This window comes from Paraburkholderia sp. BCC1884 (assembly GCF_900996225.1).
Taxonomy (GTDB): domain Bacteria; phylum Pseudomonadota; class Gammaproteobacteria; order Burkholderiales; family Burkholderiaceae; genus Paraburkholderia.
On the sequence record NZ_CAAJGL010000079.1, the window covers coordinates 616,627 to 631,650 of the forward strand.

A 15,024-nucleotide genomic window follows, 5' to 3' on the forward strand; every position below is an offset into this window, starting at 1 on the left:
CGGCCCGCACGCCGTTTTTTTGTGCTGTGAAAGTGCGTTGCGTTTTGCATGGCGGCACGTGTTGCGCCTGCACTGATCGCGCACTTGAATACGGGGTCGTCGACCACACCTGTCTAGCATCTAATATCTAGAATATTTCCAGACAAGGATCCATTGCATGACCTTTCGCGCCCAAATGCTGGACACGTTGACCTCCCAGTCGTCCCGGGATCTCGAAGCGCAGGCGCTCGGACTGGTGCCGATCGTCGTGGAAACGAGCGGCCGGGGCGAGCGCTCGTATGACATCTACTCACGTCTGCTGAAGGAGCGCATCGTGTTCCTGGTCGGCGAAGTGAACGACCAGACGGCTAATCTCGTCGTTGCGCAGATGTTGTTCCTCGAAAGTGAAAATCCGGACAAGGACATCAGCTTCTACATCAACAGCCCGGGCGGTTCGGTATCGGCGGGTATGGCGATTTACGACACGATGCAGTTCATCAAGCCGGACGTCTCCACGTTGTGCATGGGTCTCGCGGCGAGCATGGGCGCGTTCCTGCTCGCGGCCGGCGCGAAAGGCAAGCGTTTTGCTTTGCCCAATTCGCGCGTGATGATTCACCAGCCGCTGGGTGGCGCACGTGGTCAGGCATCGGACATCGAAATTCAGGCGCGTGAAATCCTGTACCTGAAAGAGCGGTTGAACAGCCTGCTGGCGCACCACACCGGCCAACCCGTCGAGCGTATCGCGCGTGACACCGACCGTGACAACTTCATGTCCGGCGACGACGCGCAAGCTTACGGTCTGGTCGATCAGGTCGCGCACAAGCGTCCTTGATCTGGTGCAGCCTCGCCCCGAGTTGGGGCAAGGCTGCCGCCGGAACGACTGCGAAATAATCAAAACTGGTCCGAGCGCCTGCGGCAAACGCCGTTACCTTGGCTCAGCTTCAGCCGCGCCCAAACTGCGAGGCTGGGGCAAACGGCGTATCATGTAATCGAGTGTCCGGAGGCTCACACATCTATGGCGGACAAGAAAGGTTCTAACAGCGAAAAGCTGTTGTATTGCTCGTTTTGCGGCAAAAGTCAGCATGAAGTCAAAAAGTTGATCGCCGGCCCGTCGGTGTTCATCTGCGATGAATGTATCGACCTGTGCAACGAAATCATTCGCGACGAAGCTGCAGGTGCGGGGATCGAAGCGGGCTTGTCCAAGTCCGATCTGCCGAGTCCGCAGGAAATCCGTGAAATCCTCGACCAGTACGTGATCGGTCAGGAACGCGCGAAGAAGATTCTCGCGGTCGCGGTGTACAACCACTACAAGCGCCTGAAGCACCTCGACAAGAAAGACGAGATCGAGCTGTCCAAAAGCAACATCCTGCTGATCGGCCCGACGGGTTCCGGCAAGACGCTGCTCGCGCAGACGCTCGCGCGTCTTCTCAATGTCCCGTTCGTGATCGCCGATGCGACCACGTTGACGGAAGCCGGCTACGTCGGTGAGGACGTCGAGAACATCATTCAGAAGCTGCTGCAAAACTGCAATTACGAAGTCGACAAGGCGCAGCGCGGCATTGTCTACATCGACGAAATCGACAAGATCAGCCGCAAGTCCGACAACCCGTCCATCACGCGCGACGTGTCGGGCGAGGGCGTGCAGCAGGCGTTGTTGAAGCTGGTCGAAGGCACGATGGCGTCGGTGCCGCCGCAGGGCGGTCGCAAGCATCCGAACCAGGATTTCATCCAGGTCGACACCACCAACATCCTGTTCATCTGCGGCGGCGCGTTTGACGGCCTCGAGAAGGTCATCGTCGATCGTACCGAGAAGACCGGTATCGGCTTCGGCGCAAGCGTGAAGAGCAAGCAGGACCGCGACGCCGGCGAAGTGCTGCGCGAAGTGGAACCGGAAGATCTGATCAAGTTCGGCCTGATTCCTGAACTGATCGGCCGTCTGCCGGTGGTGGCTACGCTGGGCAAGCTCGACGAAGTCGCGCTGATGAAGATCCTCGTCGAACCGAAGAATGCGCTCGTGAAGCAATATCACAAGCTGTTCAATATGGAACGTGTCGAGCTCGAAATTCGTCCGGGCGCGTTGCAGGCCGTGGCGCGTAAAGCAATCCGTCGCAAGACGGGTGCGCGTGGTTTGCGCTCCATCCTGGAACAGGCGTTGCTTGATGTGATGTACGACCTGCCGCAGATGAAGGGCGTTAGTAAGGTCATCATCGACGACAATGTCATCGAAGGCGACGGCAAACCGCTGCTGATCTACGAAGACGCGCCGAAAGTCGCGGGTTCGAACTGATCGGCTTTAGTGTTCAGCAAAAAGGCCGTTCATGGCGACGTGAACGGCTTTTTCGTTTATCGTGTGGTCAAAGCGAGCTTGTTTTCACAATGGAGTCACTGAACCTTCGGAGTCACTGAACTTTTCCCACACGCGGAGGCTTGCAATCTTTTTTGCTGGCCTCACCTATCGAACGAACTGATTCCACTCATGGGGAAATGAAATGTCAGGAACCCAACTCCTTCCGCCGGAACGCATTACGCTCCCGCTGCTCCCGCTGCGTGACGTAGTCGTCTTCCCGCACATGGTGATTCCGCTCTTCGTAGGCCGCCCGAAGTCGATCAAGGCTCTCGAAGCAGCGATGGAAGGCGGCAAGCACATCATGCTCGTCGCCCAGAAAACGGCTGCGAAAGATGAGCCGACCGAAAAGGACATGTACGAAGTCGGGTGTATTGCCAACATCCTGCAAATGCTGAAGCTGCCGGACGGCACCGTGAAGGTGCTCGTCGAAGGCTTGCAGCGCGCGAAAACGCTTTCCATCGAAGAACAGGAAACGCAGTTCTCGTGCGAAGTCATGCCGCTCGAACCCGACCACGCCGACAGCGCTGAAACTGAAGCGCTGCGCCGCGCGATCGTGTCGCAGTTCGACCAGTATGTGAAGCTGAACAAGAAGATCCCGCCGGAGATCCTGACGTCGCTGTCGGGTATCGACGAGGCTGGGCGTCTGGCCGACACGATCGCGGCGCATTTGCCGCTCAAGCTCGACCAGAAACAGCACATCCTCGAAATGTTCCCGGTGATCGAGCGTCTCGAGCATCTGCTCGCGCAACTCGAAGCCGAGATCGACATCCTGCAGGTTGAAAAGCGCATCCGTGGGCGTGTCAAACGCCAGATGGAGAAGAGCCAGCGCGAGTACTACCTGAACGAACAGGTCAAGGCGATCCAGAAGGAACTCGGCGAAGGCGAAGAAGGTGCGGATCTCGAAGAACTCGAGAAGCGCATCACGGCCGCCCGCATGCCGAAGGAGGCCAAGAAGAAGGCCGACTCCGAGCTGAAGAAGCTCAAGCTGATGTCGCCGATGTCGGCTGAAGCGACGGTCGTGCGCAACTACATCGACACGCTGATCGGCTTGCCGTGGCGCAAGAAGAGCAAGGTCAACAACGACCTCTCGAATGCGGAACGCGTGCTCGACGAAGACCACTTCGGTCTCGAGAAAGTGAAGGAACGCATTCTCGAGTATCTCGCGGTCCAGCAACGTGTCGACAAGGTTAAAGCGCCGATCCTGTGCCTCGTTGGGCCTCCGGGTGTCGGTAAGACGTCGCTGGGTCAGTCGATCGCTCGCGCGACGAACCGCAAGTTCGTGCGTATGGCGCTCGGCGGCGTGCGCGACGAAGCCGAGATTCGCGGTCACCGTCGTACGTATATCGGTTCGATGCCCGGCAAGATTCTGCAAAGCCTGACCAAGGTCGGCGTGCGCAATCCGCTCTTCCTGCTCGACGAAGTCGACAAGATGGGTCAGGATTTTCGCGGCGATCCGTCGTCGGCTCTGCTGGAAGTGCTCGATCCGGAACAGAACCACACGTTTGCCGATCACTACGTCGAAGTCGACTTCGATCTGTCGGACGTGATGTTCGTGGCGACGTCGAACTCGTTGAACATTCCGCCGCCGCTGCTCGACCGGATGGAAGTGATCCGTTTGTCGGGTTACACGGAAGACGAGAAGGTCAGCATCGCGCAACGTTATCTTTTGCCCAAGCAAAAGAAGAACAACGGCCTCAAGGAAGGCGAGGTCGATGTAACGGAAACCGCGATCCGCGACATCATTCGTTACTACACGCGTGAAGCGGGCGTGCGTTCGCTCGAGCGTGAAATTTCGAAGATCTGCCGCAAGGTCGTGAAGATGCTTCTGCTGAAGAAGGCGGAAGGCGCGGTGAAGGTCGACGGCAGCAATATCGACACGTTCCTCGGCGTGCGCAAGTACGACTTCGGTCTGGCTGCGAAGGAGAATCAGGTTGGCCAGGTTACCGGTCTGGCGTGGACGGAAGTGGGCGGCGATCTGTTGACCATCGAAGCCGCGGTGATGCCGGGTAAGGGCAACGTGATTCGTACGGGTTCGCTCGGCGACGTGATGAAGGAATCGGTCGAGGCAGCACGCTCGGTGGTTCGTTCGCGCTCGCGCCGTCTCGGTATTAAGGACGAAGCGTTCGAAAAGCAGGACATTCACATTCACGTGCCGGAAGGCGCGACGCCGAAGGACGGTCCGTCCGCCGGTATCGCGATGACGACCGCCTTGGTGTCGGTGTTGACCGGGATTCCGGTGCGCGCCGATGTCGCGATGACGGGCGAAATCACGTTGCGTGGCGAAGTTCTGCCGATCGGCGGCCTGAAGGAAAAGCTGCTCGCGGCGCATCGCGGTGGCATCAAGCTGGTGCTGATCCCGGAAGAAAACGTCAAGGACTTGACGGAAATTCCGGACAACGTGAAGAACGCAATCGAAATCGTGCCGGTCCGCTGGATCGACAAGGTGCTCGAACTGGCGCTCGAACGTGTGCCGTCGGCACTGCCGGACGAAGAGCCGAAACCTGCAACGCCGGTCGCGGCTGAGCCGGGCAAGGATGCGGCGACGGAAGTCGTCAAGCACTAAAACATCCGGGCTGTTGGCTGGACAAAAACCCGCGGTCTCGGCCGCGGGTTTTTTATTGTCCGCGCGTCGCGCAAAACATATGGAGACGCAGCTTTTTCCCACTTGTTGAGCAATCGGTCGACTGGTTGCAGGTACATCGATTCGCGGCAAGATTTGGTCATAAGAAGCCGCCTTCAAAACCGCCCGAATCAGGCTCAACCCCGCTTGACACAAGGGTTTCGGCCAATTCTAATGAGGCGGCTCGGCGTTGCCCGCCGGCCGCGTGATGCTAGGCGCTAGAGAGCGCCGTCACGATTGCCATAACATTCTCGGGGGTTGGAATGAACAAGACGGAATTGATCGATCACATTGCACAGCAAGCCGACATTTCGAAAGCTGCGGCAGGCCGTGCACTCGACGCCGTGATCGGTGGTGTCAAAGGTACGTTGGAGAAGGGTGGCTCGGTGACGCTGGTCGGTTTTGGCACGTTTGCCGTTGGCAAGCGCACCGCGCGTACCGGCCGCAATCCGCGCACCGGTGCTGCGATCAAAATCAAGGCGGCCAAGGTGCCCAAATTTAGGCCTGGCAAAGCTCTGAAGGATGCGCTAAACTAATGGGCTTGCTGCTTGACGAATGCGGTTTTGCTGCAAAAGCAAGTGGCGGAATCGAAGCACACTGAATCACGAAACGGGTGCTTAGCTCAGTTGGTAGAGCGGCGCCCTTACAAGGCGTAGGTCGGGAGTTCGAGCCTCTCAGCACCCACCAGTTTCAGATTCGGTTGAATGCTTCAGTTCATTCAGTAAGCGCAGTATAAGGAGTGGTAGTTCAGTCGGTTAAAATACCGGCCTGTCACGCCGGGGGTCGCGGGTTCGAGTCCCGTCCACTCCGCCAGTATCCTCGAAAGGCGAACTACGGTTCGCCTTTTTTATTGCCCGCTGTTGTAAGATCGGGCGTTCTGTTTTTGGCACTTCACGCATGCTCGATTTTTTCCGTAATCACAAACGCCTGATGATGTTCATGCTCATCCTCGTCATTGTGCCGGGGTTGGGTTTTGTGGGTATTCAAGGTTTCCGCGGCTTCTTTGACGAAAGTGCAAACGTCGCGAGCGTCAACGGTCATAAGATCACGCGCGCCGAGTACGACGACGCCATGCGTCAGCAACTCGACCGCGCTCGCCAGATGCTTGGTGCGCAGTTCGACATGAAGTCGTTCGACACGCCGGCGCGTCGTAGCGAGATGCTCGACGGCCTGATCGAACAGCGTGTGCTGGCCGATGAAACGCAACGCCTGCATCTGACCGCATCCGACGACGCCGTGCGTCGTGTGCTGCTCAACGATCCGGTAATCTCGTCGCTGAAAAATCCGGACGGTTCGATCGACGTCGACCGCTATAAGCAACTGCTCGCGATGCAGGGCATGACGCCCGATCAGTACGACGAGCGCGTGCGCTACAGCATTGCCACTCAACAGTTGCCGGCCAGCATTCAGGGCAGCGCGTTCACGTCGAAGACGCTGGCGCAGCACCTGACCGAACTCGCCGAGCAGCAGCGCGAAGTGCAGGGCATGGCGTTCCATCCGCGCGACTACGCCGCCAAGGTGCAGCCGACCGACGCGCAACTGCAAGCGTATTACGACGCGCATCGCAATGAATTCGCCACGCCTGCTACGGCCACGATCCAGTATCTCGTGATGTCGCCGGCCACGCTCGCAGCGTCCGTTCAGCCAAACGACGCGGATCTGAAGAAGTTCTACGACGACAACATCGCCCACTTCCGCACGGATGAACAGGTGCGCGCAAGCCACATCCTGATCGCGGCGCCGAAAGATGCGAGCGCGGCCGATAAGGCCAAGGCCCGGCAGAAAGCGGAAGACGTGCTCGCGCAGATCAAGGCGCATCCGGACCAGTTTGCTCAGATCGCGCAGCAGAATTCGCAGGATCCGGGTTCGGCATCGAAGGGCGGCGATCTGGGTTACTTCGGTCCCGGCATGATCGCCGGCGGCAAGGCATTCGACGACGCCGTGTTCGCGCTGAAGAAAGACGAAGTCAGTGGCATCGTGCAGACCGACTTTGGCTATCACATCGTCAAGGTGACGGACGTGAAGCCGGCCGTCACCAAGCCGTTCGACGAAGTGAAGGATCAGATCGCGAAAGACGTGAAGACGCAAATGGCCAGCAAGGCATTTACGGAAGATTCGGAAGGCTTCACGTCGACCGTCTATGAAAAGGCCAAGACCCTGCAGCCGGCCGCCGACAAGTACAAGCTGCAATTGCAGACCGCCACGGTCACGCCGCAGCCGGACCCGAAGCTGCCGCCTGACAGCCCGTTGAACAATGCGAAGTTCCTCGCCGCCGTGTTCGCGAACGACTCGGCGCAGGCACGCAACAACACGCAGGCCATCGACGTGGGCGGCAACACGCTGATCGCGGCGCACGTCACCGACTATAAGGCGGCCGCCGTGCCGGCGCTCGACGCCGTCAAGGACGCCGTGCGTCAAAAGGTGATCGCGGTGCAGTCCGACGAGGCCGCGCATAAAGACGGCGCCGCGCAACTGGCTGCGTTGGAGAAGTCCAAGTCGACCTCGGGTTTTTCGTCGCCGCTGAAGGTTTCGCGCAATGACGCGCAGGGCGTTCCGCCTGCGGCATTGAGTGCAATCTACAAAGTAGACGCGCAAAAATTGCCGACTTACGTCGGTGTGGACCTGGGCGCAGATGGCTATGCGATCTATCGCGTGAACGCCGTCGTGACGGCAGCGGCGACCGACCCGCAACATCTGGCCGCGGCTCAGCAACAGATTGCGCAAGTCGAGTCGCAATCCGAAGCTGAGGCCTACGTCGATTCGGTCCGCGCCCGTTCGAAGGTCAAGTTCTATGGCGCGCTGGACAGCAGCAACGCGCAGGCAAGCGGCGACTAACTCTCGCAGCAAGGCACAGCGCGGTTAGCGCCCGGTGCCCGGCCACAAAAAAAGCCCCGCAAAAGCGGGGCTTTTTCGTTTGACGGAACGCAGCGCGTCCGTCAAACAATGCGCCTGAGCGGCCTGCCTGAAGTCTTTACAGGCAACCGCTGATAGCGCCGGTGGCATCGCTGCCGGCCGCGCCGTTGGCACGGAAGCCGACCCACGTGCCCTTGCCGCTATATGACGGACGTACGACAGCGGCTGCGCCAGTCGGCGGCTGCTGACCCGGAACGTACACATCCATGGCTTGGTCGTTGGCCAACGTGTCTTGCGACACGACCTGCTGTTGCGAGCCGTCAGCCCACTTCTGCGCGATGCAGGTAGCGACGGTCTTCACCGGTTGCTGGCTTTCGCCGACGGATTGGACGCCAGCAGGCGGTTGAGCGGCACAGGCAGAAATTGCCACGGTCAAAGCGATTAACGGTAAATATTTCACGTTATCTCCTCAAAAGTCGCTCGGAATCGAGCCAGGTTACGCGGGATACGAAAGTGTCAGAACGATCTTACCGATCCGCGTTCCCTAAGTTCTGGAAACAAGTTGTTAGCAGGCTTTTCAGCGAGGCGAACTTGTACGAAGGAGTGGCGCGAGGGTCGGCCACACGTTGTTGAGTAGCACTGACTGTGCCTGCTGCGCGGGATGGATCTGATCGGCCTGAAACATCTCCGGCTTATCGGCGATGCCGGCAAGTAAAAACGGCACCAACGGAACGCGCAACTCCTTCGACAGATCGCCATACATGCCGTGGAACTTTTGCGTGTAGTCCGGGCCGTAATTAGGTGGTACATACATGCCGATCAGCACTACCTTCGCGTGACCTTGCTGCACCTGTTCGATGATCGTGCGCAGATTGTCTTCGGTGGTGGAGAGCGGTACGCCGCGCAGGGCGTCGTTGGCGCCGAGTTCGACAACCACGACGCTAGGTTTGAGGCGTTGCATCAGCGCCGGCAAGCGGGCTCGTCCGCCGCTCGTGGTGTCGCCGCTGATGCTGGCATTGGCGACGCTATAATCGATTCGCTGATCGGTCAGACGCTGGCGCATCAAGGCAACCCAGCCCGTGTCGCGGGGCAGGCCGTATTCGGCGGAAATACTGTCGCCGAGCACGACGATCACTGGCCTGGCTGGTTCCGGTGCATTGGCGGCGTTAGCCGCAAAGCTGACAGAAAACAGGGTGGCAGCCGCAGCGGCGCAGGCGCAGACCGTTGTCAGCGCGACGGCGCGCGGCCCCACGGCACGCACTTCCAACCTACGCTTCACCATGCTAAACAAAACTGATCCAGTCATTGAAGTGCGGGGTTTGTGCAAGAAGGTTAAGGATGCAACGGGCGAACTGACGATTCTCGACAACATCGATCTTGCTATCGATGCCGGCAGCAGTGTGGCGATCGTCGGGGCCTCCGGGTCGGGCAAGTCTACGCTGCTTGGCTTGCTCGCAGGATTGGACAGTGCGAGTTCGGGGTCGGTTCGACTGCTCGGCCGCGAACTCAGCGAGTTGAGCGAAGACGGGCGCGCGGCATTGCGCAGCGGCTCGGTCGGTTTCGTGTTCCAGTCCTTCCAGCTCATGCCGCATTTGACCGCGCTCGAAAACGTCACCTTGCCGCTCGAACTGCAAGGCGGCATCAGCACGCGCGACGCGGCTTCGCGTGCGCGCGGCCTGCTTGAACAGGTGGGCCTCGGTCAGCGCATCGGCCATTATCCGAAGCTGTTGTCCGGCGGTGAGCAGCAACGGGTGGCGCTCGCACGGGCCTTCGTCACGCATCCCGCGATCCTGTTCGCCGACGAGCCCACCGGCAGTCTCGATGCGGCGACGGGGCACGCGGTGATCGACCTGATGTTCGCGATGAATCGCGCGAACGGCGCGACGCTGATTCTGGTCACGCATGACATCGAGCTGGCGCGTCGTTGCGATGCGACCGTCACGATCGAAGCGGGCCGGCTCGCGTGAACGGGTCGCGTTGAGTCGACGCGCTGGCAAGCATTGCCGCCAGATAAAAAAGCGGGCCCCGAAGGGCCCGCTTTTTTTCGCGTGAGCTCACCTCGTTCAGGTGAGCCCGGCACGCGCTGTCACTTCTTCAACGCGGCCCGCGCTCTTGCGATCAACGCCGAGGTCGACGAATCATGCTTCTTCTCATCGACGGTTGCCGACGTCAGATCGGCCTCGACCACCTTGCCGAGAATCTTGCCCAACTCGACGCCCCATTGATCGAAGGGATTGATGTCCCACACCGACGCCTGAACCAGCACTTTATGCTCGTACAGCGCGATCAACGCGCCGAGCGAGCGCGCGGTGAGCGCGTCGACCAGCAGCGTGCTAGTCGGACGGTTGCCCGGGAACACTAGCGCCGGCGCCAGTTCCGGCTTGTCCGCGCCGGCCACTTTTTTGGCTTCTTCGAGCGTGCGGCCGAGCATCAGCGCTTCGCTTTGCGCAAAGCAATTGGCCAGCAGCTTTGGATGATGGCTGACGAGCGGATGCTCCGGCGTGAGCACGGCGACGAAGTCGATCGGCACGATAGTCGGGCCTTGATGCAGCATCTGGAAGAACGCATGCTGACCGTTCGTGCCCGGCTCGCCCCACGTCACGGCCGCAGTCGGATAGTCGACCATCTTGCCGTCCAGGCGCGCGGACTTGCCGTTGCTTTCCATCTCCAACTGCTGCAGATACGACGGCAGGAAATGCAACGCTTCCGAATACGGCGCGACCAGATAGCTTTGCGAGCCGAAGAAGTTGCGATACCAGATGCCGATCATGCCGAGCAGCACCGGCAGGTTTTTCTCGAGCGGCGCATCGCGGAAATGCTGATCCATCTCGTTGGCGCCCGCGAGCAGTTCGTCGAACTGCTTCGGTCCGATCGAGATCATGATCGACAGGCCCACCGCCGACCACAACGAATAGCGGCCGCCGACCCAGTCCCACATCTCGAACACGTTCTCTTTCGCGATGCCGAACTTGACCACTTCCGCGGAATTGGCCGAGACACCGACGAAGTGCTTCGCCAGCGCGCTTTCCGGGCAGCCTTTCTCGACGAACCAGTCGCGCAGCGAGCGCGCGTTGGTCATGGTTTCGAGCGTGGTGAAGGTCTTCGATACGATGATCGCGAGCGTTTCCTCGGGATCGATCTTCTGCATCACGTTGTAGAGATCGGCGCCGTCCACGTTCGACACGAAATGCGTGGTGATCTCCGGCGTGGCCAGATGATGCAGCGCGTGCACGACCATCTTCGGCCCGAGATCGGAGCCGCCGATACCGATGTTCACCACGTAGCGAATCCGCTTGCCGGTGTAACCGGTCCATTCGCCGCTGCGCACCTTGTCGGCGAACGCGGCCATCTTCTTTTTCTCGGCCTGGATTTCGGCGAAGAAGGGTGCTTTCGGATCGGTGGCGCGCAACGCCGTGTGCAGCGCGGCGCGATGTTCGGTCGGGTTGACGATTTCGCCCGCGAACATCGCGTCGCGGCGTTTTTCGACGCCGGCTTCACGCGCGAGTTGCACGAGCAGCTTCAGGGTTTCGTCGGTGATGCGGTTCTTCGAGAAATCGGCGGAGAGGCCGCCGCCCGCGAACGCGAAGCGCTCGGCGCGGGTAGGAGCGGGATCGTTCTCGGGAGCGAACCAGTCGCGCATGTGGGCATCGCGAATCTTCTCGTAATGCGTTTGCAGCGAGGACCAGGAGGGGAGCGAGTTCTGCGTCATAGCGTCCGTCTAACCAAGGGGCACGAAGAAAGGCGCGCGCGTGAAGCGCCGCCGAGGATGATGCAACGATGCTGTTAGAGCGATGCCGCGCAGCCGGGTTCGCCGCAGACGGCAGCGGAACTTGACGAGCCGATGGGCCAGTAGACCACCCGGGCCGCCCGTCGAAGTTTCGCCGCCATCCGCGAGGGAATCGGCTCGCGGCGCAGTCGTTCAGTATAGCGGCCTTGCGTGACAGGCGGCAGCGGTTTGGGCAGCCCGTCCAAAGGTTGGGACGGCGGCCCTTACGACTCCAGCGGCGGATAGAACATGCGGTTCAGCAGCGTGCGCACCATCGGCGCCAGTTCGCCCGCCGTCAAACCGGCCGGACCGTGGCCTTGCTCACTCAACGTGTCGGCGGCGAGCCCGTGCAGGTAGACGCCCGCGAGCGCCGCCTCGAAGCGCGGCAGATGTTGTGCGAGCAAGGCGCCGATGATGCCGCCCAGCACGTCGCCGGTGCCGCCCGTGGCGAGCGCGGCGTTGCCGGTGGGATTGATGGCGAGACGGCCATCCGGGGCGGCGATCACGGTGCCGGTGCCTTTCAGTACTACGACACTGGCAAAGCGCGCGGCCAGCGAGCGCGCGGCGGCGAGCCGGTCGCGTTGCACGGTGGGCGCGTCGGTGCCGAGCAGGCGCGCGGCTTCGAGTGGGTGCGGCGTCAGGATGCACGGGTCGCCCTGCACGCCGCGCGCGGTGACTTCGGCGGCGAGCGCGGGGTCTTTGGCGATCAGATTGAGCGCATCCGCATCGAACAGCTTCGGCACGTCGAGCCGCAGCACGTCGTGCATGACGCCCGTGGCCCGCTCGCGATGGCCCATGCCGCAGCCCACGGCGAGGGCGTCCATGCTGTCGAGCGGCAGATCGTCGATGGCGTGCAGCATCAGTTCGGGATGCGGCGCATCGTAAGGCGGCGCGCCTGCGCCGAGTAGCGCGACGTGCACCTTGCCCGCGCCGGTGTAGAGCGCCGCGCGCGAGGCCAGGATCGGCGCGCCGCACATGCCGGTGTCGCCGCCGACCACGGCGAGGCTGCCGAAGGTGCCCTTGTTGGTCGCGAAGTCGCGCGGCGGCAGGAAGGCGCCGAAAAGGTCCGGCGCGTTCAGTTGCAAGGTCGTGCGATGGTTCGAATCGATGCCGATCGGCGCGACGCTCACCGTACCCGCCAGGTCGCGGCCCTGCGCGGTGAACAGGCCCGGCTTCGCGCCGATGAACGTGACCGTATGCGTCGCGTGAACGGCGGTGCCGAGGCTATCGCCCACCACGGTGCCGGTGTCGCTGTCGAGCCCGCTCGGCACGTCGAGCGCGAGCACGCCGCCTTTGCGCGGCCGCGCCCTGGCGCGCTGCGACAACTGCCGGGCGAGCGTCGCGAACACGCCGTCGAGCGCGCGCGTCAGGCCGATGCCGAACATGCCGTCGACCAGCCAGGTGTAGCTGTCGAGCGAGGCGGGCGGCGTCGTGCCGATCGCGACGCCCGCGGCGCGCGCGACGCCGAGCGCCCAGCGCGCGTCGTCGGGTTTCACTTCGACGGGCATGCACACGTCGACGGCGATCCCGGCCCGCTGCAGTTCCGTGGCGAGGATCAGCGCATCGCCGCCGTTGTTGCCCGGCCCGGCGACCAGCCAGACCTTGTGGCGGGCTTTTTCGATCGACGTGTCGCGGGTAATCAGTTCCAGCAGGCAGCTCGCGGCGGCCTTGCCGGCGCGCGACATCAGCGTGTGCTCCGGCAACCCCGCGGCGGCCTGGGATTCGGCCAGCCGCAGATCGGTCAGCGTGAGCAGGGGCAGGGCGCGGTTGTGCGGGCGCAGGAGGGTCGGCGGCGTGAGATCGGCTTCTGTCATGGCGAGGCGTGGCATTTCACCTTCTGCAAGGTGACGAGGCTTGGGAATCGCTATGGTAGTGCCGATGCGCGCAATGCGCGAGGCGATGAACGCGTGGCGGCCGACCCGCCGAAAAAACGGGCCGGCGCCTGAGTGACTTACTGGAAGCGCTCCGCGCGCAGCGCGGCGAGGGTGTCGGCGGGTACCTCCGGCGTGTGGCCGGAAATCAGATCGGCAATCAGCTTGCCCGAACCGCAGGCGAGACCCCAACCGGCGGGCCCGTGACCGACGTTGACGAAAAGACGCGGATGCAGCGCATTGCCGATCACCGGCAAGCCATCCGGCGACAGCAGCTTGACGCCTTCCCACGGCAGCGCGGCGGAAATGCGCGCGGCGCCCGGAATCCAGTCGTGGGTCGCCTGGCCGAGCAGCGCCAGGGCTTCCTTGGTGAGCGCTTCGCCGAGCGGTTTGTCGATCTGGCCAGCGCTTTGTAGCACCGCGCCGCCCGCAATACGCAAGCGCTGATTCATCCGGCTGATGCCGATCCGTTTCACCGCGTCGACGATCGCCACGTGCGGCGCGCATTCCTCATGCGCAATCGGCGCCACGAGGTTATGCAGACGCAGCGGATGCAATGGCAAACGCAGGCCGAGGCGTTCCAGCAAGCCGAGGCTGCCGTAGCCGGCGGCCACCACCACAGCATCGGCATGAATCACGTCGACTTCGCGCGAACGGGACGTTGCGCCCGGACTCGGCGCCAGTTCCACCGAGGCGCGTTGTCCTTCGAGACGGATCGACGAGACTTCGCAGCCCAGCATGAATTGCACGCCGCCCTGGTTGTCGAGCGTCTGCTTGATGAGCTTGGCGAACAGCGCGCAGTTGGCCGTGCGTTCCTGGTCGAACAGCACGCCGCCGGCGAATTCCGGTTCGGTGCGCACGGAATGCTCGAACGCGGCGCATTCGGCCGGCGTGAGCACGTGATGCGGCACCTCGTACTGGCGCAGAAGTTCGAGCGCGCTCTGGGTCTGTTCCCACTCCTGCGCCGAGCGCACCAGATACAGCACGCCGCTGGTCTGTTCGAATTCGAGCCCGAAGCGCGTTTCGACGTCGGCCATCGTCTCGCGCGACGATTCGATCAGCGGCCGCAGATGCCCATACTGGCGGCTGAAGGCCTCGGGCTCCTGCAAGACGGCGAGCTGCTTGACGAACTGGCGGGCCGGCCCGTTAAAACCGGTCTTGCTGATTACGCCGTTTCTGGCGTTTTGCCGGCTCGCCATGAAGGTCGGGCCGAACCAGACGTCGAGCGGCGTCGGCAGGACGGTGCCGCCGTGTCCATAGGTTGCGCCCTGCGCGACGGTGGCGTGGCGCTCGACGACGCATACCCGATGACCGGCCGCGCGCAGTTGATAAGCGGTGGCGACGCCCACAATCCCGCCGCCAATGACGATGACATCCATGTTTCGATTCGATGTGCCGGCGGAACGCCGACTCGGCGCCATTCCGTCAGGCGTGACATGCGGCGCATGGCCCGGTGCGACTGGGCGGCGTGCGCCGATCTGATGAAAGGGCGAATGATAGCAGCCAAACGGACGGCCTCGCCACGCCGTTACGCGCCTGGATGGCACGCCGCAGGCCCGCCGGATGCCCTTCCCGGGGTATAATCTTG

At 62.0% G+C, this 15,024-nt stretch carries 11 protein-coding genes and 2 tRNA genes; 8 read left to right on the forward strand and 5 right to left on the reverse strand.

Features of this window, described 5'->3' with window-relative positions; translation table 11 throughout:
• Positions 1-157: 157 nt before the first annotated feature.
• From clpP to FQ705_RS18215, 7 genes are all read left to right on the forward strand, one after another.
• Positions 158-811, forward strand: coding sequence for an ATP-dependent Clp endopeptidase proteolytic subunit ClpP (clpP, locus tag FQ705_RS18185; protein WP_074763948.1), 654 nt, complete (start codon positions 158-160; stop codon positions 809-811).
• A 183-nt stretch (positions 812-994) separates the two neighbouring features.
• Entirely contained in the window at positions 995-2,266 is a 1,272-nt protein-coding gene (clpX, locus tag FQ705_RS18190) for an ATP-dependent Clp protease ATP-binding subunit ClpX (RefSeq protein WP_144143424.1), read from the forward strand.
• 202 nt (positions 2,267-2,468) lie between these two features.
• Positions 2,469-4,889, forward strand: a complete 2,421-nt coding sequence (lon, locus tag FQ705_RS18195; protein WP_144143425.1) for an endopeptidase La — start codon at positions 2,469-2,471, stop codon at positions 4,887-4,889.
• Positions 4,890-5,209: 320 nt separating this feature from the next.
• Entirely contained in the window at positions 5,210-5,482 is a 273-nt protein-coding gene (locus FQ705_RS18200) for an HU family DNA-binding protein (protein ID WP_074284188.1), read from the forward strand.
• A 75-nt stretch (positions 5,483-5,557) separates the two neighbouring features.
• Positions 5,558-5,633, forward strand: a tRNA-Val gene (locus tag FQ705_RS18205).
• A gap of 49 nt (positions 5,634-5,682) precedes the next feature.
• Positions 5,683-5,759 (forward strand) — tRNA-Asp (locus tag FQ705_RS18210).
• A gap of 84 nt (positions 5,760-5,843) precedes the next feature.
• Positions 5,844-7,781: a SurA N-terminal domain-containing protein gene (locus FQ705_RS18215; protein ID WP_144143426.1), complete on the forward strand. Its 1,938-nt coding sequence runs from the start codon at positions 5,844-5,846 to the stop codon at positions 7,779-7,781.
• Positions 7,782-7,917: 136 nt separating this feature from the next.
• Here the strand turns inward: FQ705_RS18215 and FQ705_RS18220 are convergent, their stop codons facing one another.
• Both FQ705_RS18220 and FQ705_RS18225 read right to left on the reverse strand, forming a co-directional pair.
• On the reverse strand, positions 7,918-8,259 hold the full coding sequence (locus tag FQ705_RS18220; protein WP_144143427.1) for a hypothetical protein: 342 nt from the start codon (positions 8,257-8,259) through the stop codon (positions 7,918-7,920).
• A gap of 117 nt (positions 8,260-8,376) precedes the next feature.
• Positions 8,377-9,081 carry an arylesterase gene (locus FQ705_RS18225; protein WP_144143428.1) on the reverse strand — a complete coding sequence of 235 codons (705 nt, stop codon included), beginning with the start codon at positions 9,079-9,081 and terminating at the stop codon, positions 8,377-8,379.
• Here FQ705_RS18225 and FQ705_RS18230 point away from each other — a divergent pair.
• Positions 9,080-9,766, forward strand: a complete 687-nt coding sequence (locus tag FQ705_RS18230) for an ABC transporter ATP-binding protein (protein ID WP_144143429.1) — start codon at positions 9,080-9,082, stop codon at positions 9,764-9,766. The two genes, FQ705_RS18225 and FQ705_RS18230, sit on opposite strands and share 2 nt — an antisense overlap.
• A 119-nt stretch (positions 9,767-9,885) precedes the next feature.
• On the opposite strand, the gene pgi is transcribed toward FQ705_RS18230, so the two are convergent.
• From pgi to FQ705_RS18245, 3 genes are all read right to left on the reverse strand, one after another.
• Complete coding sequence (pgi, locus tag FQ705_RS18235) at positions 9,886-11,508, reverse strand: glucose-6-phosphate isomerase (RefSeq protein WP_144143430.1); 1,623 nt, start codon at positions 11,506-11,508, stop codon at positions 9,886-9,888.
• 281 nt (positions 11,509-11,789) lie between these two features.
• Positions 11,790-13,379: an NAD(P)H-hydrate dehydratase gene (locus FQ705_RS18240; protein ID WP_144143569.1), complete on the reverse strand. Its 1,590-nt coding sequence runs from the start codon at positions 13,377-13,379 to the stop codon at positions 11,790-11,792.
• 137 nt (positions 13,380-13,516) lie between these two features.
• A complete protein-coding gene (locus FQ705_RS18245; protein ID WP_144143431.1) occupies positions 13,517-14,815 on the reverse strand; it encodes an FAD-dependent oxidoreductase in 1,299 nt (432 codons plus the stop codon).
• Positions 14,816-15,024: the final 209 nt, after the last annotated feature.

Coding starts and splice junctions, on each gene's coding strand:
- clpP (WP_074763948.1), top strand. CDS start 158: ATGACCTTTCGCGCCCAAATGCTGGACACGTTGACCTCCCAGTCGTCC.
- FQ705_RS18225 (WP_144143428.1), bottom strand. CDS start 9,081: ATGGTGAAGCGTAGGTTGGAAGTGCGTGCCGTGGGGCCGCGCGCCGTC.
- lon (WP_144143425.1), top strand. CDS start 2,469: ATGTCAGGAACCCAACTCCTTCCGCCGGAACGCATTACGCTCCCGCTG.
- FQ705_RS18200 (WP_074284188.1), top strand. CDS start 5,210: ATGAACAAGACGGAATTGATCGATCACATTGCACAGCAAGCCGACATT.
- pgi (WP_144143430.1), bottom strand. CDS start 11,508: ATGACGCAGAACTCGCTCCCCTCCTGGTCCTCGCTGCAAACGCATTAC.
- FQ705_RS18230 (WP_144143429.1), top strand. CDS start 9,080: ATGCTAAACAAAACTGATCCAGTCATTGAAGTGCGGGGTTTGTGCAAG.
- FQ705_RS18240 (WP_144143569.1), bottom strand. CDS start 13,379: ATGACAGAAGCCGATCTCACGCCGCCGACCCTCCTGCGCCCGCACAAC.
- clpX (WP_144143424.1), top strand. CDS start 995: ATGGCGGACAAGAAAGGTTCTAACAGCGAAAAGCTGTTGTATTGCTCG.
- FQ705_RS18215 (WP_144143426.1), top strand. CDS start 5,844: ATGCTCGATTTTTTCCGTAATCACAAACGCCTGATGATGTTCATGCTC.
- FQ705_RS18245 (WP_144143431.1), bottom strand. CDS start 14,815: ATGGATGTCATCGTCATTGGCGGCGGGATTGTGGGCGTCGCCACCGCT.